This window comes from Salinivirga sp., assembly GCF_055145285.1.
Genome location: NZ_JBSRDC010000019.1, coordinates 67,072 through 91,687 on the forward strand (window position 1 = coordinate 67,072; position 24,616 = coordinate 91,687).

Consider the following 24,616-nt stretch of genomic DNA (forward strand, 5'->3'; position numbering starts at 1 on the left):
AGCGTCATATTTTTTTGGATGACTGGAAAGGATATCGTATTTTTATCTAAAATTCTCTACTCCTATGGATTTTAAAATAGAAAAGAAAGATAAGTACACAGAGATTCAGGTAATGGTAGACAAATTGGATACCCATATTGCCCCATCTCTAAAATCAGAATTAGTGCTTATTGCCGGAAATGGTGAAAAAAACATTATCCTTGACCTGAGTAACGCACGTTACTGCGATTCCTCAGGGCTTAGTGCAATTCTGGTTGCGAATCGCCTTTGCAAAAATGCCAATGGTGTATTTGTTCTATCCGGTCTTCAAACTGCTGTTGAACGTTTAATTACTATATCTCAGCTTGATACTGTATTGAACATTGCAGATGATATGGTGCAGGCTGAAGAAATGTTAAATAAAGAACTTGATAAAGAGTAATGCGTTTTGAGCTGACAATTCTTGGCTCCGGATCTGCATTACCCACATCAAACCGAAATACAACCGCTCAGGTACTTAATGTGCTTGAGCGGTTTTTTTTAATTGATTGCGGTGAGGGTACCCAACATCAATTACGCAAATTTAAAGTATCCTTTAATCATATTAACCATATCCTTATAAGCCACCTGCATGGAGACCATTTTTTTGGGCTTTTTGGACTTATTTCGTCCATGGCACTGGTTGGCAGAGACAGAGCACTCAATATTTTTGGACCTCCTGAGTTAAAACATTTACTACAGACGGTTTTAAAACCCCAATTTGAAAAAACACCTTTCCCAATTAATTTTCACCCGCTCAATCAACAGTCCCCTGACGTTATTTATGAAGATAAAGTCCTTACGGTTACGGCGTTTCCATTAAAACACACTGTGCCAGTCTGGGGGTTTTTATTTAAGGAAAAACCACGCCTCAGGAAAATCAATCCGGTGAAAATTTCAGAATATAATATTTCAATTCCTGAAATACAGTACATTAAGAACGGTGCACATATCGAAAGAAATAACCAGATAATTTCGAATGAGGAGTTGACCCATGACCCACTGCCACCGAGGTCATATGCTTTTATGACTGATACGCTCTTTTCCAGGCAGCACAGGGATTTACTAATGAAAACAGACCTGATTTATCATGAAGCTACCTTTTTGCATGAAAATATTTCCCTGGCAAGAAAAACCACACATACTACGGCTCGCCAGGCAGGGATATTTGCCCGCGAAACACAAATTAAACACTTACTTACAGGCCACTTTAGCCCGCGCTACAAAAACGAATCATTATTTGAAACAGAGAGCCGTGAGGAGTTCAAGTATGCCACCGCTGCCCGTGATGGTGATATAATCATATGGCCGTATAATCAACAAAAAGCTTTTCAATTGATTCGTGGAAATGATCAATGGGAACTTTTGATAAATCCTTTCCAGAAATAAGCCTACCCAGGTTTATTGGTTAAGTTCCCTTTGAAGAAAATTTGTTAATGGCATGATAGTTATCTTCTATATAGAGCCAGTAAGAAAACTGTGCAATTTTTAGTCTGTGATAAGAAAGCGTCAGATACAAAGCTTTCAAAGGTGAGCGTAACGCAGTATTTTAGCGTTTTCTTGTAAAGACTATATATTAAAAAATATAACCCCAGTGAATGTTGAAAAAGGTTTCCTCATTATTGTTCACAGTTACTTCTATTCTACCAATCCAATCATAGTAAGTCAGAAAATCAATCCCTGAACCTATACTAATGGGCGTTATTTCCTCTGGGTCAGCATTGAAATTTGTTCCATAGCCTGCTTCAATAAATGCGTTGAAAAAGATTGATAAGTATGGTGAATTGAATTTCTCAGTTGGAATCCAGTCGAAATGGAAAGACTTTCTTTTTAAAAACGTGTACTTTAACTGTAATCGGTTAAGTATAAGTAAATCTTTATTGTAGGCATAATCCTCAAAACCTCTTATATACCAGGTTTTTCCGGGTCCCGTAAACAGGAAGTACGGATATTGGTTTGTAAAAGAAGCATAACCATTGAACCCATACGACAAAGTGAATTTTGGGTGAACAGGGTAGTGGGAGCTGTAGGCTACATCCGTATAAAAATAGTTGTTTGTACCTGTTCCATATTCAGCCGTAAACGCTAATTTGTTTCCATCCAGTGGATAAACAATGTAGTCGCCTTTGAAAAATTGGAATGAATAGCCAATGCTGAGATATTCTAACTTTTCTGGCGATGGCTCATTGAATAGTGTATCGATATTTTCGTGATACTGATATTGCCTTAAACCACCATAAAAAAGATGGCTATAATTAAAACCCGGACGCCATCTTATACCCGCTATCGCACGACCTTCGTGAAAAATGTATTGATCCTCATTTAAATAAGTATATTGTTGGTCAATGATTGATTGACGAATTTCTTTTTGTCTGAAATATGATATGTCGAAATAACCGCCAATATCAGGATGATTTAATATACGCGGAAATGAGTAATTGATGCCGTATTGTTCTCTTATACCCAAACGTACTTTGAGTTTTAGTTTTTCGTTGCGGCCTCTGAAGTTTCTTTCTTCGATTATGAGACCGTAATTAAGGTAATCTATTTCTTTTCTTCTTACCCAACTGGCCAGATTGTAATCGGCATATTCAAAAATTGGGATGGGCCAGAGGTACCACCTTTCCTGTACTTCAACTATTACATTGATCATTTTTTTGTGGCGTATGTGGTCTATTTTCACATAATGGAATAGCCTGGTGTTGATGAGATTATTTTTTGTAAGGGCTAATTTGTGTTCTAATTTTAATACCGTATCGCCTGCTTTAAATGGTAATTCTCTTAGCAGAACTTTTCTATGTGTTTTTTCATTGCCCTGGAAAATAATTCTGTTAATGAAGGTTGTGTCCTGTTTTTGACCAAACAGTATAAAAGTAGTATGAAAGCATATGAACAAAATTAAGAGCAAACGCATCAGAAATCCAAATACTGCATGAATGAATCGAAACGGTCTTTAATTACATCATCCATCTTGTCTTCTTCTGAGTAAGAGGCGCTTACCTCATACTCATAACGGTCAAATGTTCGTAGTATGGATGTCAGATCTTCTTTATTGACTTTTACTGTTACACGCATCCTCATGGAGTCGGGGATGTTGGAAACATAGCAGGCTAAAACTCTGGCTTCATTACTTTCTACAATTTGTGCAATTTGGCTTAAAGAATAGTCGTTGGCATGCATTTCTAAAATAATAATGCTGCCGGGTGAATCTGTAGCAAACAGTTCTGAAATGCTTTCAATAAGTGTTGGCAGTGTGATGAGGCCTTTAAAATTTTTTTCGTTTTTTACTACTGGCAGAGCCGTGAGCTGAAATTTATGAAACATGTTTATTATTTCCAGAATATGCTGGTGTGGCTCTACAAGAGCATTGATATAGTTTTTTTTCAGCGAATCAACCGGAACGTCAAATGCATTGGCATCGTATATCATGGTATCTGAAATAAGTCCACGAAAAGTCTGATTATGCACCACAGGTAAATGCGAAAGCTTAAAGACTTCCATCCAACTGAGGGCAGTATTACAGTAGTCCTTTGGTTTGAGTGCAGGAACTACATCAGACATTATTTGTTCAGCAACCATAATGATTAAAAAACGTTACATTTGTAGTCCCAATGTAAACAAATCCTGTGCAAAAAAAAATATTTTATGACGAGACTTAGCGTAAATATAAATAAAATAGCCACTATTCGAAATGCACGTGGCGGGAATATGCCAGATGTCAGGCTTGCAGCAATCAATTGTCAGCGTTATGGTGCTGAAGGTATTACTGTGCATCCAAGGCCTGATGAGCGACATATCCGTTACCAGGATGTGCGCGATATTAAGCCCGAAATAGTTACAGAATTCAATATAGAAGGATATCCTTCAGAAGAGTTTATAAGGTTAGTTACTGAGATTAAGCCCGATCAGGTTACCCTTGTTCCTGATCCGCCTGATGCCTTAACAAGCAATGCCGGATGGGATACTATTAAGCATAAAGAATTCTTAAAAGATGTGATTGCAAGGTTTCAGGCTGCTGGAATAAGAACTTCCATATTTATTGAAACTGATCTGGAGCTTATTCGGCATGCAAAAGAAACAGGTACCAATCGTGTTGAGCTTTATACGGAACCTTATGCTTCGGATTTTGTTAAGAATCCCGCAGAGGCAGTTGCTCCTTTTGCAGAAGCTGCAAAACTGGCAGGAGAAATTGGGCTGGAGGTCAATGCCGGCCATGATTTGAATCTCGACAATCTGGAGTATTTTGTAAAGCAGGTACAGCCATTGCATGAGGTTTCAATTGGGCATGCTTTAATTAGCGATGCATTGTATTTTGGCTTGGAGAATGTGATACAGATGTATTTGCGTAAAATACAAAATGCCAGTCATTAGTATTATACCATATAGAAAAAGTTGTTTATGAAGTTGAATAGTCAAATTATAGGTAACGGACATCCTTTTATCATTTTGCATGGTCTTTACGGTTCATCAGACAATTGGTTGTCGCACGGTAAAGAATTATCTGAACAGTATGAGGTTCACATTGTTGATCAGCGAAACCATGGTAATTCGCCACATTCCGATGAGCACAATTACACAGCCATGGAAGGTGATTTGCTGCAATATATGGATGAACATCAAATAGAACGAGCTGTAATATTGGGGCACAGTATGGGCGGTAAAACAGCAATGTTTTTTGCCCTTGCACATCCCGAGCGTGTGAGCGCTTTGATTGTAGTTGACATGTCTCCTAAGGCTTATGACAGTATGGAGGATGCTAAAACCCTTTACCATAAAGAAATTTTTAAGGGCCTTCAGTCACTTAATTTGTCGCAACTAAACAACAGAACAGAAGCTGAAGAACAATTGGCTGAATATATTCCGCAAGAAAGAATCCGAAAGTTTTTATTGAAAAATTTGCAAAGAAAGGCTGATGATAAGTCTTTTTACTGGCAGCTCAACCTTGAAGCCTTATGGGCCAGTCTGGATAATATTCTGGAGGGCATCGATCCCGAAATGACCAGCCCTTTAACAGCTTTTCCGGTTTTGTTTATAAGAGGTGAAAAAAGCGGCTATATCGATGATGATGTTCTGCCTTTAATCCGGGCTATCTTTCCTTACTCGGAGGTAGAAACCATAAAAGGAACCGGCCATTGGTTACATGCTGAAAAGCCTGATGCTTTTATGCAGGTCGTGAAAGAATTTCTGGACTAATCAGCGTACTCAATTTGGTCTTCGGTAAAGAGCGGTTCGTTTCTGTACCGACGAAATAATTGCATTGTTGCAATTACATCTTTCTGGCAATAGGTTACAATGCGGTCCAAATCTTTTTCATCCCAGTATATACGGTGTACATCGCCTCCGTCGATGTCGTCTTTGGGTGTGGGAATATCAAATAAATGGGTAAGCACTGCCAGGGAGGTATAGTTTTTATAATCACCAAATTTCCATAGTTCCAGCGTGTCAAGGTGTGGTACTTCCCATGGTTTTTTACCGGCAATCTGAAGTATGTTTGGTAAAAAAATACCATTCACAAGCATACGGCGCGCAATATACGGGAAGTCAAATTCTTTGCCGTTGTGGGCACACATAATTTTTGACGGGTCTGCAAAACTTTTGTTCAGCATTTGTGCAAAGCCTTCCAAAAGCTTTTTTTCATCGTCGGAAGCAAATGATTTTATTCTGATACGTTGATCAAACGCAGCAACACCGCAAGAAACGCACACAATTTTACCAAATTCAGCATAGATACCTGCACGTGAATATAGGTTTTCCGGATTATCTTCGTCTGTTTTGGCTATTTTTGTAGCCTTTTTGTTCCATAACTCCTTTTCGGTCTCACTTAATTCTTCGTAAGCAGATCTTAGGGGTACGGTTTCAATATCAAGAAACAGTATATCGCTAAGTTTTATGTCGTAAAGCCTTTTTTCTTGCATGCTACAAAATTATTGGATGTTCATTTTTATAATTTGTGTCAGAATATCAATGGCTACTTTGTTTTTACCGCCCTGCGGGACAATAATATCAGCATAAGATTTCGAGGGTTCTATAAATTGCACATGCATAGGTTTAACTGATTTGTTGTATCGCTCCAGCGTCTTTGCAACGGAACGACCTCTTTCTTCCATATCACGGCTAATTACTCTCATAAGCCGTTCATCTGCATCGGCGTGTACAAAAACTTTAATATCAAAAAGGTCCCTTAGTTCCGGGTTTGTCAGTACAAGTATACCTTCTACAATGATTACTTTTTTGGGCTCTACTTCTGTGTATTCATCGCTGCGAGTGCATGTTACGTATGAGTAAATAGGTTCGTGAATGGTTTTGTTTTCCTGAAGTTCCTTGAGGTGTTTTATAAGTAAATCAAATTCCAATGAGTTGGGATGGTCAAAATTAATTTCCATGCGTTCTTCCATGGGAAGGTGACTATTGTCTTTGTAGTAAGAGTCTTGCGATAGTATACTTACCATCTTATCTGGTATGGATTCAATAATTTTTCGAACAACTGTTGTTTTACCAGATCCTGTTCCGCCAGCAATGCCTATAATCATTTTTGGGCTTAAAGTTAAAAAAATCCTTCCGTTATGAAAAGCAATTTTTAGGCTGAGCATATAAAATTGCAAGATTGGTAGTTTGTTATATAATGTTTTTACAATTGATTGATTCTTATTTTCCTGTTTTTTATATCTTCACCAATCCTAAAATTATAGTGGTCTATGAGTGCATTATACCCATTGAAATTTACACCAATTTATAAGCAGAAAATCTGGGGAGGCAATCGCCTGAAAAAAGTTTTAAAGAAAACTAACACATCTGAAAATACAGGTGAGAGTTGGGAAATATCGCCACTTGAAAATAGCGAATCGATAGTGGAAAACGGATTTCTTGCCGGTAATAGTCTTTCAGAAATTATTGAAGTATACATGAGCGACCTTGTCGGGGAATCTGTTTTTGAGCGTTTTGGGACAAGGTTTCCGTTACTGTTAAAATTTATCGATGCCCAGGATCTGCTCTCCGTTCAGGTACATCCCGATGATGAGATGGCTATGGATAAATATGGTATTAACGGCAAGTCTGAGGTATGGTATGTGGTTGATGCCGCGGAAAATGCATTCTTGTATGCAGGTTTTAACCAAAAACTCACAACGGTAGCTTTCCGGAATAATATTGAACAAAAAACAGTTGAAGAAGTACTGAACAAGGAATTTGTTGAGAAAGGAGATGTGTTTTACATCCCTGCCGGTAGAATTCATGCAACAGGGCCGGGTGTGCTTTTTGCCGAAATACAACAAGCTTCGGATGTTACTTATCGGGTATACGATTGGGACCGGAAAGATACTGATGGTAAACTTCGTGAATTACATGTTCAGGAAGCCTTGGAAGCATTAGATTTTGAAGTTCTCGATGATTATAAATCGCACTTCAGCTCTGCCACCAACCGACCCGCAACAATAGTGGATGCACCACATTTCATTGTGAAAAAACTAACCCTCACAGAACCATATAATGCGGAATATAATCTTGTAGACTCATTTGTGGCTTATATGTGTGTCGAAGGAACTGCTGTTATTGAATACAGGCCAGGAAAAACGGAGTTTATAAAAAAGGGCGAAACTGTTTTAATTCCGGCTGTTTTTGAATCTATAAATCTCATTCCGGATGAATCTGTCGAATTATTGGAAATATATATTCCTGATCCTGTTTCTGTTTCTGAATAGCTTTTATTGGGTTGGGAAAACCCGGGCCCAAAGAATTGATCCGCAGGCTGTTGATTTGCTGGAAGCACTGGACAGTGTCTTAAGTAAAAGCAATGGAATGGAGTTTAAGGCAGAGTTAGTGGCCCGTATGCAGGGCAAAGATTATCATCAGGTGGCATTATTCAAATTTCAGCGAAATCCATTAAAAATTTATTACCGGCAATTTGAACGAAATCAAATAGAACTGCTTTTTGACGAGACCGTGAATAGTAAGAAAGCCTTGATAAACCCGGCCGGCTTTCCATATACCAATTTGCATTTATCCCCATATTCGCCTTATATTTTGCGGAGACAGCATCACAGTGTGTTTGAAGCCGACCCGCTCTATACATTGGAACAACTTTTTTATATGTTTGAAAAATGCAAACCCGATAGATGCACAATAAATTGTAAGGATACAACAATCGATAATCGATCATACAAAAAGATTACCTACCTTAACACACATTACCAAATAGAACAGGTTGGTATAGAGAAATCCATCACGATACACGATTTTGCCAAAATGCATCATGTAAACTTTTACTCTATCGTGTTACTTAACGATGATTTATCGGTCTCATCGGAATTAAATGAAGGTGATTTGGTTAAGATCCCTTCTTCCTATGCAAGAAAAATAGAAATTATCATAAATCCTGTTGCCCGGTTTATTCAGTCAATAGTTGTGTACGACCATAATGGTGTATTTGAACGATATAGGTACCTTTGGTTCAAAAATAATATTGTATTTTCGCCCATGGAGTTTTCACCAGATAATCCGGATTATAACTTTTGAAATATGGAAATAATACAGTCTCAGTTTATAATTAGTAACGAGGATTACCGCAAATGTCCGGATCATGATAAACCCGAATACGCATTTATTGGTCGTTCAAATGTGGGTAAATCCAGTTTGATAAATATGCTTACCAATCGAAAAGGTCTGGCGAAGATTTCTGAAAACCCTGGTAAAACCATGCTTATTAATCATTTTTTGATCAATGATCAATGGTATCTGGTTGATTTGCCGGGTTATGGTTTTGCCAGGCGATCAAAAAAACTCAGGGCCCGGTTAAAAAAAATTATTCAATCATATGTGCTTAACCGAAAAGAGCTGACAATGTTATTTATCCTGATTGACAGCAGGCACAAACCCATTAAAAGCGATCTGGAATTTATTCAGTGGGCTGGTGAAGTTGGTATTCCAATAGCACTAATATTTACAAAATCAGATAAACCCAGGCAGCATGAGTTAAACCTCAATATTGAACAATACAAGAGGGAGTTATTAAAAACCTGGGAAGTATTACCTGAAATTTTCGTAACGTCAGTATTGAAAAATCAGGGCCGCGAAGAGTTGCTTGATTATATAGAACAGGTTAATAAAGAATTAGGGACTGCTGAAAGACAGTAACCGCCATGATAATCAAGAAAGGGCGTAACCATCGGCCGCCAAAGGCTTGCCGACGGCGCAGCGCAGAATCTTTAGCTCATGAGCAAATTTTAGATTATTATGAATGCGAATAAATTGGACTTTTCGGGTAAGCACTAATTACTAAATCGCCTAAGACTTTTTCAGTAGACCCGAAATAAAGAAATAATTTAAAATTCATATTTGAATTTAACGGTACAATTAAATCTTTACCTTTGCATAAAAATTCCCAAAACCCATACAAAATGTCAATTGAATCACCCATAAAGATTTTTGCAGGAGAAAAATCAACCTACCTGGCCGAAGAGATAGCACGTGCTTATGGCACTAGATTAGGTAAGTATACCTTACAGAAATTCAGTGATGGTGAATTTCAGCCTTCCTTTGAGGAATCTGTGCGAGGCGCCCATGTATTCATAATTCAGTCTACTTTTCAACCCAACGACAATCTGGTTGAACTTATGATGATGATTGATGCTGCAAAACGCGCATCAGCATATAAGATTATTGCTGTGATGCCATATTTTGGTTTTGCCAGACAGGATCGTAAAGACAAACCCCGAGTGAGTATAGGTTCTAAAGTGGTTGCAGATACATTACACTCATTGGGTGTTGACCGTGTAATGACAATGGATTTGCATGCCGACCAGATTCAAGGCTTTTTTAATATCCCCGTTGATCATCTATACGCTTCATCTTTATTTGTACCTTATATTAAATCCCTGAAACTGAAAAACCCGGTGATTGGCTCACCGGATATGGGCGGTACAAAACGTGCAAATGCTTATGCCAGGTTTTTGGAAACCCCCATGCTGGTAAGTCATAAATCGAGAGAGAAAGCTAATGTGGTAGGTCAATTGACTGTAATAGGTCCGGTGAAAGACCGCGATGTGGTAGTTGTGGATGATATGATTGATACAGCAGGTACCATAACCAAAGCATCAGAAATAATGATGGAAAAAGGAGCAAACAGCGTGCGCGTGGTAGCTACACATCCGGTATTGTCAGGCCCGGCAATAGAGCGAATTGAGAAATCACCTATTAAAGAAGTAATTGTAAGTAATACAATTCCGCTTCGCGAAAAATGCGATAAGATTACGGTATTGTCTGTATCCAACATTTTTGCCGATACCATAAAAAAAGTTTATCACAGAGAATCCATAAGTGGCAATTTTATTGTATAATTTTTATATCTTTGCGCCCTGAAAAAATGACGTTTAAAGTGTGATGGGAAACTGTTACCCTTTGATCGCAGGTTTGAGTAACACAAAAACGTTTAAAAATGAAAGTATTTGAATTAAAAACAAAGAAGAGAGAGAAAACAGGGAAAAAGGAAACTGTTAAACTGCGTAAGCAGGAAATGGTACCCTGTGTAATGTATGGAGCAGGTGAGATCGTGCATTTTTATGCTCATAAAAATGAGTTTAAAGATCTCGTATATACAGATAATGTATATCGTATCCAGCTGGACATCGACGGAAAAAAGTATGATGCAATCATGCAGGATCTGCAATTCCATCCTGTAACGGACGATATTTTGCACGTCGACTTCCTTAATATCACCGAAGCAGAACCATTTGCTGTTAAGCTTCCTGTTAAATTTGTAGGAACAGCACCCGGTGTTGTACAAGGTGGTGGTAAACTGCGTTTGCGTAAACGTTACCTTAGAGTTCAGGGATTGTTAAAAGACATACCTGAGAATATCGAAATAGATATTTCTAAACTTAAGGTGAACGACGGATTCAAGGTAGGTGATTTAAAACGCGATAACCTTACATTCCTCGATCGTCACGATAACCAGGTTGTAGCTGTAATCTCTGGTCGTGCCGCTGCTGCCGCTATGACTATTGAAGAACCTGAAGTAGAAGCTGAAGAAGGAGAAGAGGCCGAAGGAGAAGAGGCTGGAGGAGAAGGAGATACAGAAGGATCCAGCGAAGAATAAAAACTACATTCAACCGTGAAGTACCTGATTGTAGGTTTAGGAAATATTGGCGCAGAGTACAGAGGTACACGCCACAATATAGGTTTTCAAATATTGGACGCTTTTGCCGAAGCGTCCAATATTGCTTTTACGCCTGCACGTTATGGCGACCGTGCAGATGTTAAATTCAAAGGACGCCAGTTTATTCTTATTAAACCTTCTACTTATGTTAATTTAAGTGGAAAAGCCGTAAACTATTGGCTGCAAAAAGAAAAGCTTACTGTTGAAAATCTTCTCGTATTAACTGATGACCTTGCACTTAATTTCGGGACAATAAGACTTCGGTCCAAAGGTTCAGACGGCGGTCACAATGGGTTAAAGAACATCAATGAACTTATTGGGACCAATAAATATGCACGGCTGCGTTTTGGAATAGGTGATGAGTTTCATCATGGGCACCAGATCGATTATGTACTGGGCAAATGGAGTGCCCGGGAGAAAAAGCTACTCCCAGAAAGGATTGATACTTGCATGGAAGCCATAAAAGCTTTTGGTACAGTAGGGATACAACGTGCCATGAACCAGTTCAACAATAAATAATCGAATACTTTATTCACCGTTATTGGATATTTTCGGATCGCCACATTCTTCGCAATAAAACTTTTTAATGTAGGGGTTCTCAAATACCCGGTAAGAAAAATGATTGCCATCGAAAAGCATGCAAAAACGGGCAGGGTTTATCTGATAGGCTTTTTGCATTACCCTGGCAAATTTGCGGCTTAGCATCATATTTTCAAAACGGCTACACAGCGAGAGGTAGGTAAAGACCATGTTTTCAGGAGCTGCTGGCGACTCTACAAAAGCATCAAGCATTTTCAAAGCAAACGTATAATCTTTATTTTGAATAAAAAGCTCCGCCAATCTGAGCGAATTCTCTATGCTTTCTTCTGTAATATCTACAATCTCTTTAATCTTTTCTAAGCGATTCTCAATAATATCATCCCGGTCTTCACTGAGTGAATCGGCTGCATTAATCACCTTAAACTGAAAACGCATGTTGAGGTTGTCTACAGTTTCTTTTGTAAAAGATTTGTAGTAAAACCGATCAATATCGTTCTGTATATCCTGAATTTGTCTTTCGCCTTTTACTGGCTCATATTTCACCCTGCACAATGCATGATTGAAAGCAATGTACTCATTGTACCTGTCCAGTTTGTGTAATTCAGCGATACGCTCTTTATGTTCTCTTGCACTTGTATTTGTGCCCTTCATCTGAAGCCAGAGTTTGTTCATGAGTAACCCGGCAAATTTTTGTTTTTCGGGAATCTCCTGATTATAAACTGCTGACATTGGATATTGTCCATCGATGACTTTCTTCATAATGTACTTTTGTATGGAAAGCGCAAGCGGCAAATCTCTTTTTTTTATTGCCTTATTGAATTTACTAAGTACATATTCCTGCTCTTTCGGCCCCGAGATATCATAGGTTACCTTCATGTCTATTTGGGCATACCTGTGTTTTTTGAGTATAGGTTCCAGCTTTTTCGACAAATTGTATTTTCTAATGTATTCCTGTGCCTCCTGCATACTCATTGAAGCAAGTACATTGTGTTGGGTCGACTGTATATCTTTTAGGAACTGTTCCCAGGCCGGTTTTGTTTTTATTTCAGAAATGATGCTGTCTTTTTGCCTTTCTCGTAATGCATTTACAATGCTTTGAGCCCGTCTTTTTTGGAGCATGGTATTTTCTTTTTTCATACCTTCAATAGAAGAGTAGGCCGAAATTTTAAGTTCATAAATAAGAAAATCCGGTTCGTTCAAAAGCTTTAGAAAGGGCTCAATATCTTCGGTGCGGTAGGTGTGTTTTTTCTTTTCGAAAGGAATCCTGAAACTAAGTTTTGTACTGTCTGCTACCGGATGATAGTTGAATTTTGAATTTATTGTTATAGTGTCGGCCAGTACTTTTAGAGGTTGTTCATACTTACCTTCGCAATCTGATAGAAATGATGCCGGAATACTCTTGCACACATGATTGTCCTGTATGAGCAACAGGTTGAATTCGTAATCCTTATTGGCCACTTCTTCTGGCAGCTTTCCGAGAGGTACTTTAACCGTTCTCACATATTTACCTTCAACTTCGTTTTTACGCCAAAAGGCATTACTATATACAGGGTCAAGTCTCAGTCCACGATTTACTAAGCTATAGTCAACTTTGTTGGGGCTACCGCATAAATACTGGTCTTTGATGATAATGTCAATGGCCAGGCCATCTTTTCTTTCTCTTAAAAATTTTTTTAGCGGACGAGCATTGTCAAAATCCAGATATATTTCATTTTCATCATTGATGGTCAATGCCGATTGCAGCAAACTCAGGTTTTCCAACCTGTTAATGCGCCTGCACGCCCGGTCATCGTATTGATCAAGTCTGTTCCAGAAAAAGAATGCTGGTTGTGTAACATCTATTGCTAGCGTTTTTATTTGCTTAGCTCCTGCGTTATTAGAAAGAAAATTTCCGAGGAGCAACGAAATATAAACGCGCCTTTTCTTTTTTCCCAGTGAAATACCTAATCCCATCAAGGTGTATTGGTCTGAATAAAGATACTTTGAATCTCGGCTTGAATTGAACCATTCAAATGCAATGTTGTCAGCAAGTTGCTTATAGGTATAATAAATTCCACGTTTTTTAATCGATTCTTGTTCAATAAGTTCAATACCTCGTCCGGAGCCTCCGAAATGTTTTAGCCTCTCTGATGTGGTTTCAAGATTTTTATTGTCGTTTTCGTGGGTACGATCGTCAATTTTTACCATGTAATTGGCCTGCAACTTAGCAGCTTTTTCCAAAATTTCTGATTGCTGATAGGCATCAAAACCACGTTCTGTGCGCACTTTATTGATACGAAGAAAAACCAGTTTTTCTATAAAGGTTTCTTGAAAGGAATTGGGGTCAATTGCCTGTGTAGCATTTAAAACTTTGTTGCCCACCATGTAGTTTTCACTGGTCTGGCTATAAGTTAAAATAGGTCCTATGAAAAGAAAGCTTAATAAAGCAACAATCGTCCGCATATACTATAAATCAAAGTGCTACAAAACTAATAATTAATTTTAAAACAAATCCATACAATTCTGCCCGTTTTCCCGAATTTGAGAACGAATAGAATTCACTTTTTGTATATGATTATTACATTTGTTGAAAATTATCTTTTTATGAGTGAATCCGACGCAGTAAGAGTTGATAAATGGCTTTGGGCTGTAAGAGTTTTTAAAACCAGAAGTCAGGCAGCTGAAGCCTGTAAAAAATCGAAAGTGCTTATCGATGGTGATGTTGTAAAGCCAGGAAAAACAGTTAATGTAGGTACAATTATTGATGTTAAGAAACCACCCCTGATTCATACATACAAAGTATTGGCACTTGCCGAAAAAAGGATGGGAGCTAAACTTGTAAAAGATTATATGGAGGATCTTACACCGGAAGAAGAACTTGCCAAACTCGATATGATGCGTTTCAATATAGATGGCTACCGACAACGAGGCGAAGGTCGGCCAACCAAGAAAGAACGCAGAGAACTGGATGATTTTAAAGGCAAGAAATAATTGCTAATAACCTGGATTATTCCCATTCGATTGTTGCCGGTGGTTTTGAACTGATATCATACACCACACGGTTTACCCCTTTAACATTATTGATGATTTTGCTTGAGACTTTGCTGAGGAAGTCGTATGGAAGATGTACCCAGTCGGCAGTCATACCATCTGTTGATGTCACGGCTCGTAGCGCTACCACCTGTTCATAGGTTCTTTCGTCCCCCATTACACCTACCGATTGAATGGGTAAAAGAATGGCACCTGCCTGCCAAACCTTATCATAAAGCCCTTCCTCACGCATGTGGCCAATATAAATAGAATCAACCTCCTGTAAAATCCGTACCTTTTCTCTGGTAATTTCTCCCAAAATCCGAATTGATAATCCCGGGCCGGGGAAAGGATGCCGTCCGATTAATTGCTGTGATATATTCAGGGTTTTTCCTACTTTACGAACCTCATCTTTAAAAAGAAGTTTCAATGGTTCAATAATTTTCAGATTCATGCTTTCAGGCAATCCACCAACATTGTGGTGCGATTTAATGGTAGCCGATGGACCATTCACTGATACCGATTCAATTACGTCAGGATAGATGGTACCCTGGGCAAGCCATTTTACATCTTTTATTTTGGTGGCTTCTTCATCAAACACTTCAATAAAAACACGACCTATTATTTTCCTTTTCTGCTCCGGGTCGCTTACACCTTCAAGCTGATCAAGGAACTTGTCGCTGGCATCTACACCTTTTACATTCAAACCCATATCTTTGTATGATGCGAGCACTTCATCGAATTCATTTTTACGTAACAGTCCGTTGTTGACAAAAATGCAATTCAATTGTTTTCCGATGGCCTGGTCAAGTAATACCGCTGCTACACTGCTGTCTACGCCTCCGGATAAACCCAGTACCACTTTTTCGTTGCCAATAGTGTTTTTTAATTCCTCTATTGCAGCTTCTGCAAATGAAGCGGCTGTCCAGTTTCCTGACACGCCACATATGTTTTTTACGAAGTTTTCAAGTAGTGTCTTGCCTTCTGTTGTATGATAGACTTCGGGGTGAAATTGTATTCCAAATGTATTTTGATCTCCTATTTGAAATGCCCCATTTTTGACGTCATGTGTGCTGGCAATGGTTTTAAAAGAATTGGGCATATCAATTATTGTATCGCCATGCGACATCCACACTTGTGTATTCAAAGTTAATCCTTTAAAAAGCGGCGATTCCTGATCGATAGAAGTCAGATTGGCACGGCCATATTCACGGTGTTTTGATGGACTCACGTCACCTCCTGCTTCATGAGCAAGGTACTGCGCCCCGTAACAAACCCCCAGCATAGGAAGTTTACCTTTTATTTCCGATAAATCAGGTACTGGAGCATCTTTGTCACGAACAGAAAAAGGACTTCCTGAAAGAATAACTCCTTTTATACTTGTGTCAAGCTTTGGTATTTTATTGTATGGGTGAATTTCGCAATATACGTTTAGTTCCCTTACACGTCTTGCTATTAGCTGTGTGTATTGTGACCCAAAATCAAGAATTAGTATTTTTTCTTCCAGTACCATTTTTGTTCAAATTTGCCGCAAACTTACATAATTTTTTTGTCTATTCAGGCATTCTGATAAATTCAACAATAGATTAAAAATCAACCTTAAATGGTACCGCAAACATAAAAGCTTCAAAATCGTATGATTTTATTGATATTCAGCCGAAAATATTCTTTATATTCGTTGCTTTAATGATCCCCTTTAATTAGAGAAATTAATGGAAATTGGAATTTATAGCAGGTCAATTCAAAAGGAGTTTTTTCCTAAAATGAAGGAAATATTGGATTTTTTTGATGAACGATCTGCAAAACTGCACATCCATTCTGCATTTGCCAGCCAGTTAAGGCAAGCCGGCTTCGATATGAATAATGTTTCAGAATTTGACCATTATGACAATATGAATCCGGAATTAAATATGATGATAAGCATTGGTGGCGACGGCACATTCCTTGAAACAGTCACTTTTATACGAAACAGAAATATCCCGATTTTAGGAATTAATAGTGGTCGACTCGGCTTTTTGGCCGATATTGCACCGAAAAACATTATTGAGGCCCTTAATGATGTATTTAATCAAAAATTTACAATAGAAAATCGCTCACTTATTACCCTGGAAACTTCTGAGGCTTTCGATTGTGATTTTCCATTTGCATTAAATGATTTCACTATTCGTAAAAACGATCAGGCCACATTAATAAAAATTCATACATGGGTCAATGGGGAGTTTTTAAATACTTATTGGGCCGATGGACTTATTATTTCCACACCCACCGGATCAACAGCTTATTCCATGTCTGTTGGGGGACCAATAGTTGTTCCGGAAACAAATAATTTTATAATAAGTCCGATTGCTTCTCATAACTTAACGGTTAGGCCGTTAGTAGTTAATGCCGACCATAAAATAACCTTTCATGTAGAAAGCCGTACAGAAACTCATGTGGCTTCGCTTGATGCACGAACATACTTCTTTAATAAAACAATGAAGTTTTCTGTAAAAAAAGCACCATTTTTTATAAAGATCATTAAGATTGAAGGGCATTCCTATTTTAGTACAATAAGGAATAAACTCATGTGGGGAATTGATAAAAGGAATTAGTAGTTTAATCAAAATATCATTGTAGTTCAGTAAAATATGTCTAAAATTGCTCTAAGCTTTTGATAGATTCTTAAATATGTATATTTTTACCAACTGGAAAAATACAGCTTTCTAAAAATCGATGGAATGAAAAAAATAGTTGTAATCGGCATATTAGCCCTCCTCCTGCCTAATCTAATTTCAGCACAAAGTTTGAGATGGAAACGTACTCGTTACGAGTTGTATGGGGGACTTGGGGCAACAAACTTTCTCGGAGAATTAGGGGGTAGCGAAAAATCAGGCGGTCAGTTTTGGCAGGATTTCGATTTCTCATCAACAAGGCCACTCATATCTGTTGGTATGCGTTTTAAGATTCTTGAACCCCTTGCTGTTAAAGGAGCATTAACTTTTGGATATCTGAGTGGAGATGATAAAGAATCTGAAAATGAGGATCGCTACAATAGAAACTTGCATTTCAGGTCGCCAATAATAGAATTAGGCGCGCAGGTCGAATATTCCATCATCAAAGAAAGAATTAGTCGCTATCGGAGATCCAGAAGACGTGGAGGCTTTTCGTTAGCTGATCTGAATCTTAATACGTATGTTTTTACGGGTGTTAATTTATTTTGGTTTAATCCCCAGGCAAAGGCACAAGATGGGAAATGGTATAACTTACAACCTATAGGTACTGAGGGGCAGGGCAAAATTGCGACTCGCGAGAAATATAACCGTTTACAGGTTTCCATACCCTTGGGGTTTGGTGTTAAATACCCTATAACACAGAAGATTAGTATAGGTTTGGAGTACGGAGGGCGTATAACCTTTACCGACTATATTGACGATGTAAGTACAACATATGTAGATCCGGCATTTTTTAATGACCCCGTAGAACAATACCTGCAGGATCCAAGTACTGACGATTATCCTACTGTTGGCCCTAATGATATCAGAGGAAACCCCAAATACAACGATTATTATATGTTTATGGTTATTAACGTAACCTATAAATTACGCACTGGTCGTAATGGAATGCCAAAATTTTAATCTATATTTGTTAGTTAAAAGTAAGAACAAAATGCAAAAACAATCACATATGAAGTTTATAACGCATTTCCTGCTTTTTATGGTGCTTTTTGTAAGCTTCAGTATTAATGCAGACGGCCAGGTATACAAATGGCGCAAATTGCGTTACGAACTTATCGCTGGAGGCGGTATCTCTAATTTTATGAGCGATGTGGGCGAAGCTGAAAATAGTGGATTATCAAAATATTTTTGGACAAATGTAAACGCATGGCGCCCTGTTGGTGTAATTGGAATGCGTATGGCATTTAGCGACAGGCATAAAGCCAAGGCCGTAGTTACTACTGGTTTTCTTTATGCAAATGACGCTTATGGAGCATTCCCTCAGAACCAATACGAAGTCAGAACTTCCATAACGGAATTCTCTGCACAATATGAATTTTATATAATTACAGAACAGAAGAAAAGGAATATTTATAATTTCTTAGGCGCATCGCAACGATTTAAGAATTTTATTTTACCCACCTATCTGTTTGCCGGAATTAGTGGCGTGTATTTCAATCCTAAAACTTTATTTGACGATCAATGGGTATCGTTGCGTCAATACAATACCGAAGTGCTGCCCAACGGTAAGGAAACATATTTTCCTGTAGCACTTGCAATACCAATTGGTATTGGAGTGCAATTTAAAATTGCAAAATACATTTCTCTAAATATTGAGGCAGGGTGGCGTATAGCCTTTACCGATTATATGGATGACCTGGGACACGGAGATTATCCCGACCTCGAAGAAGCAGTGGCCAATGGAGACTATACCCGTGCAGCACTGTCATACCGGGCGCATGGATTTGACCGTATGAGTGACCAATTACAGCAATCTCTAGAAGATTATGTCCCCAGCGGACAAAGAAGTCATGGTGATTGGTACGATCAGTATCAATTTATCACAGCCACATTGAATTTCAAACTGAAAACCGGAAGGCAAGGACAACCAAGACTTCGGTTATACCGATAGTATCTATGAAACCTCCATGACAAGACTCTTAACACACACGACCATGATTACTTGGAATACTACATGTAAACAACGGAATGTCAGTCAAAGGAGGTTCCATCCGACAACTAAAATCAAAATTATAAACGGATGAAACAAATAGGAATATCCATCATTCTTCTAATAACTTTTCATATCGGCGTTTCTCAAAAGAACGCCGATATTGGTTTATTGTTAGGAGGAGCAACATACCTTGGGGATGTCAATCAGGAGACCCCCTTCAGAATTGTAAGGCCAGCAGGAAGCCTGTTTTACAGGTATAATTTTCATAGCCGGCTTGCCCTTAAAGGAAGCCTCCAATATACCAGACTTGCAGGAGATGATGCGTTATCTGAATTTAGTTATCAAACATTGAGAAACCAACAGTTTACTAGTGATATTCTGGGCGCCTCAGCTTTTTTCGAATTTAATTTTTTGCGGTTCGAACAAGCAGTCAGACATCGGTATGCCAGCCCTTATATTGGAGCGGGCCTGGGCTTTATGCTAGTCGATTTTAAATTGGCTCCAAATGCAATGGAGAATATTACAATTCCGTTTGGCGTTGGAGTGAAGATTGGGCTCACAGAGCGTTTGGCCATGGGACTAGAATATACATTAAACAGAACATTTCGTGACGATTTAGATAAAATTTCTGACTGGAGATATAATTCCTCAGGAAGTTTTCCGTTAAAGCAGAGGGCGAATCCTCAAAACGACGATTGGTTTACATTTTTTGGTGTTTTCCTATCGTATAAATTGAAAGATTGTGTAACTTGCCCCGCCTATTTATAAAATAACAGAAGAGAGAGGACGATGAAGACCCTGAAGGAACAAGTGGCTGAAGGCCAGCTACCTAAACATGTTGCCATTATCATGGATGGTAATGGCCGATGGGCCAAAAAGAAAGGTAATAAACGAATTTTTGGACACAAAAATGGTGTTGCTGCTGTTAGGGAAACAACAGAAGCTGCCGCAGAGGTTGGGGTAGACTATCTTACATTGTATGCCTTTTCAACAGAAAACTGGAATCGGCCAAGAACTGAGGTTGATGCATTAATGTCATTGCTCATACAAACCATTAACCAGGAGACCTCCACACTGCTAAAAAACGATGTAAAACTTGAGACCATTGGGGATATTGCTTCGCTACCAAAAGATGTACAGAAAAAACTTGTGGAGGCAAAGCAAAAAACGCTCAATAATAAGCGTACAATCTTAACGCTGGCATTGAGTTATAGTTCGCGATGGGAGATTAACAAAGCACTCAAAAATATTGCACAAAAAGTAAAGGCAGGTGAAATAGATGCAGAGCAAATTAACGAGCAAATTTTTAAAAATCATCTTGAAACAGCCAATATGCCTGATCCGGAATTGCTGATCAGAACAAGTGGAGAGCAAAGGCTAAGCAATTTTTTATTATATCAACTGGCCTATGCCGAATTATATTTTACCCCAAAACTTTGGCCAGATTTCAGAAAAAATGATTTCTTTGAGGCCATCTTAGCTTTTCAAAGTAGAGAAAGACGTTTTGGCAAAATTAGTGAACAACTACAAAAAAAATAATTAGACGGGAATGCGTAGAATAAGCTTTTTATTAGTAATCTTTAGTTTCATATCTTTATCAGGACTTACACAGGTTTCGCTAAATAATACACTCAATAATCTTGATTACAATAACCCCAGAACATTTGAAATTGGTGGGGTTACTGTATCCGGGGTCAAATTTCTTGATCATGGTGTATTGGTATCCCTATCGGGATTAGAAGTAGGAGAAACCATTGAAGTACCCGGAGAAAAAATCTCCAAAGCCATTAAAAAATTGTGGGAACAAGGATTGTTTTCAGACGTGGAAGTAAAAGCCACAAAGATTATAGGTAATAAAATATTTTTAGATATCTATCTTCAGGAACGACCGCGTCTTTCGGCGTTTTATTTTAGAGGGATAAGAAAATCCCAGGCCTCTGATATCAAAGAAAAACTCAGTTTAGTAAGAGGTACACAAGTCACAAAAAATAAAATTCAGCGAGCCGTTAATACCATTACTAATTATTTTGTCGATAAAGGTTATCTCGATGCTGAAATCGAGGTAATTAAAAAACAGGATACCGCGCTGAATAATCATATGCTTCTTGGATTCGAGATTGATAAAAATGAGCGGGTAAAAATTGCTTCCATAAATTTCCATGGAAATGAAACCTTCAAAGACGGACAATTACGCCGGAAAATGAAGGATACAAAACAAAAAACATGGTATAATATTTTTAAGCGATCTAAATTTATTGAAGCCATCTATGAAAAAGATAAAAAGAAAATTATAGATTTTTATAACGAAAATGGCTATCGCGATGCGAAAATTATGCGTGATTCAATATATAGAAATGAGGATAGCCTTGTTGTAATTGATATCTTTATAAAGGAAGGAAATAAGTATTATTTCAGAGATATAGAATGGATAGGCAACACCCAATACTCTAACGAGCAGTTAAGTATGGTTTTAGGTATTAAGCGTGGTGATGTTTATGACGAAAAAATTCTTCAGAAGCGGTTAAGAGGAGCACAAGATGCCGTTAGTACGTTGTATCTCGACAATGGTTATTTGTTCTTTAATGCTACGCCGGTAGAAGTTAATGTGACTAAAGACAGTATTGACCTTGAAATGCGCTTATACGAGGGCAAGCAAGCACGCATTAACAGAGTAACCGTGGTAGGTAACACCAAAACACACGATCATGTAATTCGTCGTGAGCTCCGAACTAAACCGGGTGAGCTCTTTAGTCAAACAGATGTGCAACGGTCAATCAGGGAGTTGGCAACTCTCGGTTATTTTAACCCTGAAACGCTTAATGTAAACCCACAACCCAATCCGGTTGATGGTACAGTAGATCTTGAATATATTGTCGAGGAACGCCCGAGCGATCAGATAGAGCTTTCTGGAGGATATGGTGCTGGTATGTTTATTGGTACAATTGGACTAAAACTTACTAACCTGGCTATAGGCGACTTCTTCAAAAAAGGTGCCTGGCGGCCACTGCCAACAGGCGATGGTCAGTCCCTGAATATACGTGGACAAACAAACGGTACATACTACAAAGCACTTAGTATGTCGTTTACCGAACCATGGCTTGGCGGACGTAAACCAAATTCACTATCGGTATCGTTCTATCATACCGTGCGTTCAGTCGATCAGCGTTTGTACGATGTGCAGCGTTTTATGAAAGTAACCGGAGGGTCTGTTGGTTTAGGACAGCGGTTAGACTGGCCAGACACTTATTTCTTATTAAACAATAGTCTAAGTTTTGAACATTATAACCTTAAAGAGTACAATTCCTATTTCTTCATTGATAATGGGCGCTCTAATAATTTCAGTTTAACTACGGTATTCTCCAGAAACTCCATTAGCCAGCCCATTTATCCACGCAGCGGGTCTCTCGTGTCCTTATCACTACAGATAACACCACCATACTCTTTATTTAAAGAAAAAGATTTTTGGAAGTTGTCTGAGTCTGAAAAAGACAATATTCATGAAACATACCCCGATGATGAAGCAGCAGCTAATTACGAAATTGATAAACGTCAAAATGCAGAGCGATACAAATGGATTGAATACCATAAGTGGAAATTCAAATCATCAAACTATACTTCAATAATTGGTAAATTAGTTTTGAATACGAATCTGGAATTTGGTTATTTGGGATATTTCAGCAATAGTATCGGGCCATCTCCCTTTGAGAGCTTTCAGTTAGGTGGTGATGGATTATCAGGCTACAATCTTTATGGAACAGAAACAGTTGGATTAAGGGGATATGCTAATCAGGGGTTACAAGGTCAATATGGTTCTTTAACCCCAGAAGGCGGAGGTAACCTTTACGAAAAAATCACTTTTGAATTGAGGTATCCATTGTCATTGAACCCGAATGCTACATTTTATGCACTCACATTCTTTGAGGCTGGTAATGCCTGGTACGATTTCAATGAGTTTTCACCATTTGATTTAAAACGTTCAGTTGGTGTAGGTCTTAGAATATATCTGTCAATGTTTGGTATGCTGGGTATCGATTATGGATACGGTTTCGATGATATTCCTAATTTACCTGATGCCAATAAAGGACAGTTTGCATTTACAATTGGTCAACGTTTCTAAAAATTATAAATATGAAAAGGATAAGTCTAATATTGCTGACGCTTTTGCTTTTTGCAGGAATTGGCAAAGCCCAACGGTTTGCATACGTAGATACAAGATACGTACTGGACAATATTCCTGAATATGAATCAGCCCAAAAGCAATTAGATATAATTGCCCAGGAATGGCAAAATGAAATAGAAACCATGTATACCGAAATTGAAAAACTTTATAAGGAATACGAGGTAGAAAAGGTATTGCTCAGTGATGAGCTGAAGAAAAAGAGGGAAGAAGAAATATTGCAGAAAGAACGGGAAGTTAAAGAGTTGCAAAAGAAACATTTTGGTCAGGAAGGCGACCTTTTTCAAAAAAGACAGGAATTAATTAAGCCCATTCAGGATGAAGTTTTTAATGCTATAAAAGAAATAGGAGAGAATGGTAACTATGCAATAATTTTTGATGTAGCATCTGGCATGGGAATCTTGTACAATGATCCTAAGTACGATAAAAGCGATGAAGTACTTGAAAAACTGGGTTATCAGAATTAACTTTGTATATTTGTATCACATAAATTTGAATGTAAAATTAAACAGATAAAGAAATGAAGCGAGTATTATTATTTTTAGCGGCTTTAACCATTGCTGGTGGTGTATCCTTTGCGCAAAAGGACCTCAAAATAGGACACATTAACTCAAATGTGTTGGTGCAGCAAATGCCAGAATTTGAGCGAGCCCAAAAAGAACTCCAAAAGCACGCCAAGGACCTTGAAAGTGCTTTGGGTGAAATGCAAACAGAATTGCAAACCAAATATCAAAACTACTCATCAAGAGCTGATTCTCTTTCGCCCCTGTTGCGGCAAGCCAAAGAAGAAGAAATTACAGAATTGCAACGGAGAATGGAAAACTTTAGAAATTCAGCGCAGGAAGATTTGAGAAAAAAAGAAAGGGAACTGCAACAGCCCATTATCACTAAAGTGCAAAAAGCTATTGATGATGTAGCACAAGAAAATGGTTTTACCTATATTCTTGATGCTGTTGAAGGTGGCCCCGTGCTATACACAGCTCCAACAAGTATTGATATTACCCAAATGGTAAAAAAGAAGTTGGGTATTCAATAAGAGATTTTCACAATTAAAATAGAAGGCTATCTTTGCATTA

At 38.2% G+C, this 24,616-nt stretch carries 25 protein-coding genes; 19 read left to right on the forward strand and 6 right to left on the reverse strand.

What is annotated here, in order from left to right; translation table 11 throughout:
• Positions 1-64: 64 nt before the first annotated feature.
• The gene (locus tag ACTB0Y_RS03590) at positions 65-421 is read left to right on the forward strand and encodes an STAS domain-containing protein (protein WP_057953910.1); all 357 of its coding nucleotides are present in this window, start codon (positions 65-67) and stop codon (positions 419-421) included.
• Positions 421-1,407, forward strand: coding sequence for a ribonuclease Z (locus tag ACTB0Y_RS03595; protein WP_463205427.1), 987 nt, complete (start codon positions 421-423; stop codon positions 1,405-1,407). Before ACTB0Y_RS03590 ends, ACTB0Y_RS03595 begins: the two co-directional genes overlap by 1 nt.
• 187 nt (positions 1,408-1,594) lie before the next feature.
• Here ACTB0Y_RS03595 and ACTB0Y_RS03600 read toward each other — a convergent pair whose 3' ends face one another.
• Complete coding sequence (locus ACTB0Y_RS03600) at positions 1,595-2,932, reverse strand: POTRA domain-containing protein (RefSeq protein WP_463205428.1); 1,338 nt, start codon at positions 2,930-2,932, stop codon at positions 1,595-1,597.
• On the reverse strand, positions 2,932-3,597 hold the full coding sequence (locus ACTB0Y_RS03605; RefSeq protein WP_463205429.1) for a CBS domain-containing protein: 666 nt from the start codon (positions 3,595-3,597) through the stop codon (positions 2,932-2,934). Before ACTB0Y_RS03605 ends, ACTB0Y_RS03600 begins: the two co-directional genes overlap by 1 nt.
• Positions 3,598-3,663: 66 nt before the next feature.
• On the opposite strand from ACTB0Y_RS03605, the gene ACTB0Y_RS03610 reads away from it, so the two are divergent.
• Together ACTB0Y_RS03610 and ACTB0Y_RS03615 are read left to right on the forward strand one after the other, a co-directional pair.
• A complete protein-coding gene (locus ACTB0Y_RS03610; protein ID WP_463205430.1) occupies positions 3,664-4,389 on the forward strand; it encodes a pyridoxine 5'-phosphate synthase in 726 nt (241 codons plus the stop codon).
• 27 nt (positions 4,390-4,416) lie between these two features.
• Positions 4,417-5,211 (forward strand): alpha/beta fold hydrolase, encoded by a 795-nt coding sequence (locus tag ACTB0Y_RS03615; RefSeq protein WP_463205431.1) that lies wholly within the window; start codon positions 4,417-4,419, stop codon positions 5,209-5,211.
• Here the strand turns inward: ACTB0Y_RS03615 and ACTB0Y_RS03620 are convergent.
• Positions 5,208-5,933, reverse strand: a complete 726-nt coding sequence (locus ACTB0Y_RS03620) for a 3'-5' exonuclease (RefSeq protein ID WP_463205432.1) — start codon at positions 5,931-5,933, stop codon at positions 5,208-5,210. The genes ACTB0Y_RS03615 and ACTB0Y_RS03620 overlap by 4 nt on opposite strands.
• Positions 5,934-5,942: 9 nt before the next feature.
• Complete coding sequence (gene udk, locus ACTB0Y_RS03625) at positions 5,943-6,548, reverse strand: uridine kinase (protein ID WP_463205433.1); 606 nt, start codon at positions 6,546-6,548, stop codon at positions 5,943-5,945.
• 165 nt (positions 6,549-6,713) lie between these two features.
• On the opposite strand from udk, the gene ACTB0Y_RS03630 reads away from it, so the two are divergent.
• From ACTB0Y_RS03630 to pth, 6 genes are all read left to right on the forward strand, one after another.
• Complete coding sequence (locus ACTB0Y_RS03630) at positions 6,714-7,715, forward strand: type I phosphomannose isomerase catalytic subunit (protein ID WP_463205434.1); 1,002 nt, start codon at positions 6,714-6,716, stop codon at positions 7,713-7,715.
• Positions 7,657-8,529, forward strand: coding sequence for a hypothetical protein (locus tag ACTB0Y_RS03635; RefSeq protein ID WP_463205435.1), 873 nt, complete (start codon positions 7,657-7,659; stop codon positions 8,527-8,529). Before ACTB0Y_RS03630 ends, ACTB0Y_RS03635 begins: the two co-directional genes overlap by 59 nt.
• Before the next feature lie 3 nt (positions 8,530-8,532).
• The gene (gene yihA, locus ACTB0Y_RS03640; protein WP_463205436.1) at positions 8,533-9,147 is read left to right on the forward strand and encodes a ribosome biogenesis GTP-binding protein YihA/YsxC; all 615 of its coding nucleotides are present in this window, start codon (positions 8,533-8,535) and stop codon (positions 9,145-9,147) included.
• A gap of 263 nt (positions 9,148-9,410) precedes the next feature.
• Positions 9,411-10,349, forward strand: coding sequence for a ribose-phosphate diphosphokinase (locus tag ACTB0Y_RS03645; protein ID WP_463205437.1), 939 nt, complete (start codon positions 9,411-9,413; stop codon positions 10,347-10,349).
• A 98-nt stretch (positions 10,350-10,447) separates the two neighbouring features.
• Positions 10,448-11,107, forward strand: coding sequence for a 50S ribosomal protein L25 (locus tag ACTB0Y_RS03650; RefSeq protein ID WP_463205438.1), 660 nt, complete (start codon positions 10,448-10,450; stop codon positions 11,105-11,107).
• A gap of 15 nt (positions 11,108-11,122) precedes the next feature.
• Positions 11,123-11,686, forward strand: a complete 564-nt coding sequence (gene pth, locus ACTB0Y_RS03655; RefSeq protein ID WP_463205439.1) for an aminoacyl-tRNA hydrolase — start codon at positions 11,123-11,125, stop codon at positions 11,684-11,686.
• Between the two features lie 9 nt (positions 11,687-11,695).
• Here the strand turns inward: pth and ACTB0Y_RS03660 are convergent, their stop codons facing one another.
• The gene (locus ACTB0Y_RS03660; protein ID WP_463205440.1) at positions 11,696-14,149 is read right to left on the reverse strand and encodes a CAP domain-containing protein; all 2,454 of its coding nucleotides are present in this window, start codon (positions 14,147-14,149) and stop codon (positions 11,696-11,698) included.
• Between the two features lie 141 nt (positions 14,150-14,290).
• Here ACTB0Y_RS03660 and ACTB0Y_RS03665 point away from each other — a divergent pair, with 141 nt between their 5' ends.
• The gene (locus ACTB0Y_RS03665; protein ID WP_463205441.1) at positions 14,291-14,677 is read left to right on the forward strand and encodes an RNA-binding S4 domain-containing protein; all 387 of its coding nucleotides are present in this window, start codon (positions 14,291-14,293) and stop codon (positions 14,675-14,677) included.
• A gap of 16 nt (positions 14,678-14,693) precedes the next feature.
• Here the strand turns inward: ACTB0Y_RS03665 and guaA are convergent, their stop codons facing one another.
• Positions 14,694-16,223, reverse strand: coding sequence for a glutamine-hydrolyzing GMP synthase (guaA, locus tag ACTB0Y_RS03670; protein ID WP_463205459.1), 1,530 nt, complete (start codon positions 16,221-16,223; stop codon positions 14,694-14,696).
• A 205-nt stretch (positions 16,224-16,428) separates the two neighbouring features.
• On the opposite strand from guaA, the gene ACTB0Y_RS03675 reads away from it, so the two are divergent.
• The 8 genes from ACTB0Y_RS03675 to ACTB0Y_RS03710 all read left to right on the forward strand — a co-directional run bounded on the left by ACTB0Y_RS03675 (position 16,429) and on the right by ACTB0Y_RS03710 (position 24,576).
• Positions 16,429-17,307, forward strand: a complete 879-nt coding sequence (locus tag ACTB0Y_RS03675) for an NAD kinase (RefSeq protein WP_463205442.1) — start codon at positions 16,429-16,431, stop codon at positions 17,305-17,307.
• A gap of 126 nt (positions 17,308-17,433) precedes the next feature.
• Entirely contained in the window at positions 17,434-18,330 is an 897-nt protein-coding gene (locus ACTB0Y_RS03680; protein ID WP_463205443.1) for a DUF6089 family protein, read from the forward strand.
• Between the two features lie 49 nt (positions 18,331-18,379).
• Complete coding sequence (locus ACTB0Y_RS03685) at positions 18,380-19,321, forward strand: DUF6089 family protein (RefSeq protein ID WP_463205444.1); 942 nt, start codon at positions 18,380-18,382, stop codon at positions 19,319-19,321.
• Between the two features lie 129 nt (positions 19,322-19,450).
• Entirely contained in the window at positions 19,451-20,131 is a 681-nt protein-coding gene (gene porG / locus ACTB0Y_RS03690) for a type IX secretion system protein PorG (protein WP_463205445.1), read from the forward strand.
• Between the two features lie 21 nt (positions 20,132-20,152).
• On the forward strand, positions 20,153-20,902 hold the full coding sequence (locus ACTB0Y_RS03695; RefSeq protein ID WP_463205446.1) for an isoprenyl transferase: 750 nt from the start codon (positions 20,153-20,155) through the stop codon (positions 20,900-20,902).
• A 10-nt stretch (positions 20,903-20,912) separates the two neighbouring features.
• Positions 20,913-23,480 carry an outer membrane protein assembly factor BamA gene (gene bamA / locus ACTB0Y_RS03700; RefSeq protein ID WP_463205447.1) on the forward strand — a complete coding sequence of 856 codons (2,568 nt, stop codon included), beginning with the start codon at positions 20,913-20,915 and terminating at the stop codon, positions 23,478-23,480.
• 11 nt (positions 23,481-23,491) lie between these two features.
• Positions 23,492-24,007 (forward strand): OmpH/Skp family outer membrane protein, encoded by a 516-nt coding sequence (locus ACTB0Y_RS03705; protein WP_463205448.1) that lies wholly within the window; start codon positions 23,492-23,494, stop codon positions 24,005-24,007.
• Positions 24,008-24,060: 53 nt separating this feature from the next.
• The gene (locus tag ACTB0Y_RS03710) at positions 24,061-24,576 is read left to right on the forward strand and encodes an OmpH/Skp family outer membrane protein (RefSeq protein WP_463205449.1); all 516 of its coding nucleotides are present in this window, start codon (positions 24,061-24,063) and stop codon (positions 24,574-24,576) included.
• Positions 24,577-24,616 lie beyond the last annotated feature (40 nt).

Bases quoted from the DNA above. Each gene is read 5' to 3' on its own strand.
- ACTB0Y_RS03590 (WP_057953910.1), top strand. From the start codon at position 65: ATGGATTTTAAAATAGAAAAGAAAGATAAGTACACAGAGATTCAGGTA.
- ACTB0Y_RS03595 (WP_463205427.1), top strand. From the start codon at position 421: ATGCGTTTTGAGCTGACAATTCTTGGCTCCGGATCTGCATTACCCACA.
- ACTB0Y_RS03600 (WP_463205428.1), bottom strand. From the start codon at position 2,932: ATGCGTTTGCTCTTAATTTTGTTCATATGCTTTCATACTACTTTTATA.
- ACTB0Y_RS03605 (WP_463205429.1), bottom strand. From the start codon at position 3,597: ATGGTTGCTGAACAAATAATGTCTGATGTAGTTCCTGCACTCAAACCA.
- ACTB0Y_RS03610 (WP_463205430.1), top strand. From the start codon at position 3,664: ATGACGAGACTTAGCGTAAATATAAATAAAATAGCCACTATTCGAAAT.
- ACTB0Y_RS03615 (WP_463205431.1), top strand. From the start codon at position 4,417: ATGAAGTTGAATAGTCAAATTATAGGTAACGGACATCCTTTTATCATT.
- ACTB0Y_RS03620 (WP_463205432.1), bottom strand. From the start codon at position 5,933: ATGCAAGAAAAAAGGCTTTACGACATAAAACTTAGCGATATACTGTTT.
- udk (WP_463205433.1), bottom strand. From the start codon at position 6,548: ATGATTATAGGCATTGCTGGCGGAACAGGATCTGGTAAAACAACAGTT.
- ACTB0Y_RS03630 (WP_463205434.1), top strand. From the start codon at position 6,714: ATGAGTGCATTATACCCATTGAAATTTACACCAATTTATAAGCAGAAA.
- ACTB0Y_RS03635 (WP_463205435.1), top strand. From the start codon at position 7,657: ATGAATCTGTCGAATTATTGGAAATATATATTCCTGATCCTGTTTCTG.
- yihA (WP_463205436.1), top strand. From the start codon at position 8,533: ATGGAAATAATACAGTCTCAGTTTATAATTAGTAACGAGGATTACCGC.
- ACTB0Y_RS03645 (WP_463205437.1), top strand. From the start codon at position 9,411: ATGTCAATTGAATCACCCATAAAGATTTTTGCAGGAGAAAAATCAACC.
- ACTB0Y_RS03650 (WP_463205438.1), top strand. From the start codon at position 10,448: ATGAAAGTATTTGAATTAAAAACAAAGAAGAGAGAGAAAACAGGGAAA.
- ACTB0Y_RS03660 (WP_463205440.1), bottom strand. From the start codon at position 14,149: ATGCGGACGATTGTTGCTTTATTAAGCTTTCTTTTCATAGGACCTATT.
- ACTB0Y_RS03665 (WP_463205441.1), top strand. From the start codon at position 14,291: ATGAGTGAATCCGACGCAGTAAGAGTTGATAAATGGCTTTGGGCTGTA.
- ACTB0Y_RS03675 (WP_463205442.1), top strand. From the start codon at position 16,429: ATGGAAATTGGAATTTATAGCAGGTCAATTCAAAAGGAGTTTTTTCCT.
- ACTB0Y_RS03680 (WP_463205443.1), top strand. From the start codon at position 17,434: ATGAAAAAAATAGTTGTAATCGGCATATTAGCCCTCCTCCTGCCTAAT.
- ACTB0Y_RS03685 (WP_463205444.1), top strand. From the start codon at position 18,380: ATGAAGTTTATAACGCATTTCCTGCTTTTTATGGTGCTTTTTGTAAGC.
- porG (WP_463205445.1), top strand. From the start codon at position 19,451: ATGAAACAAATAGGAATATCCATCATTCTTCTAATAACTTTTCATATC.
- ACTB0Y_RS03695 (WP_463205446.1), top strand. From the start codon at position 20,153: ATGAAGACCCTGAAGGAACAAGTGGCTGAAGGCCAGCTACCTAAACAT.
- bamA (WP_463205447.1), top strand. From the start codon at position 20,913: ATGCGTAGAATAAGCTTTTTATTAGTAATCTTTAGTTTCATATCTTTA.
- ACTB0Y_RS03705 (WP_463205448.1), top strand. From the start codon at position 23,492: ATGAAAAGGATAAGTCTAATATTGCTGACGCTTTTGCTTTTTGCAGGA.
- ACTB0Y_RS03710 (WP_463205449.1), top strand. From the start codon at position 24,061: ATGAAGCGAGTATTATTATTTTTAGCGGCTTTAACCATTGCTGGTGGT.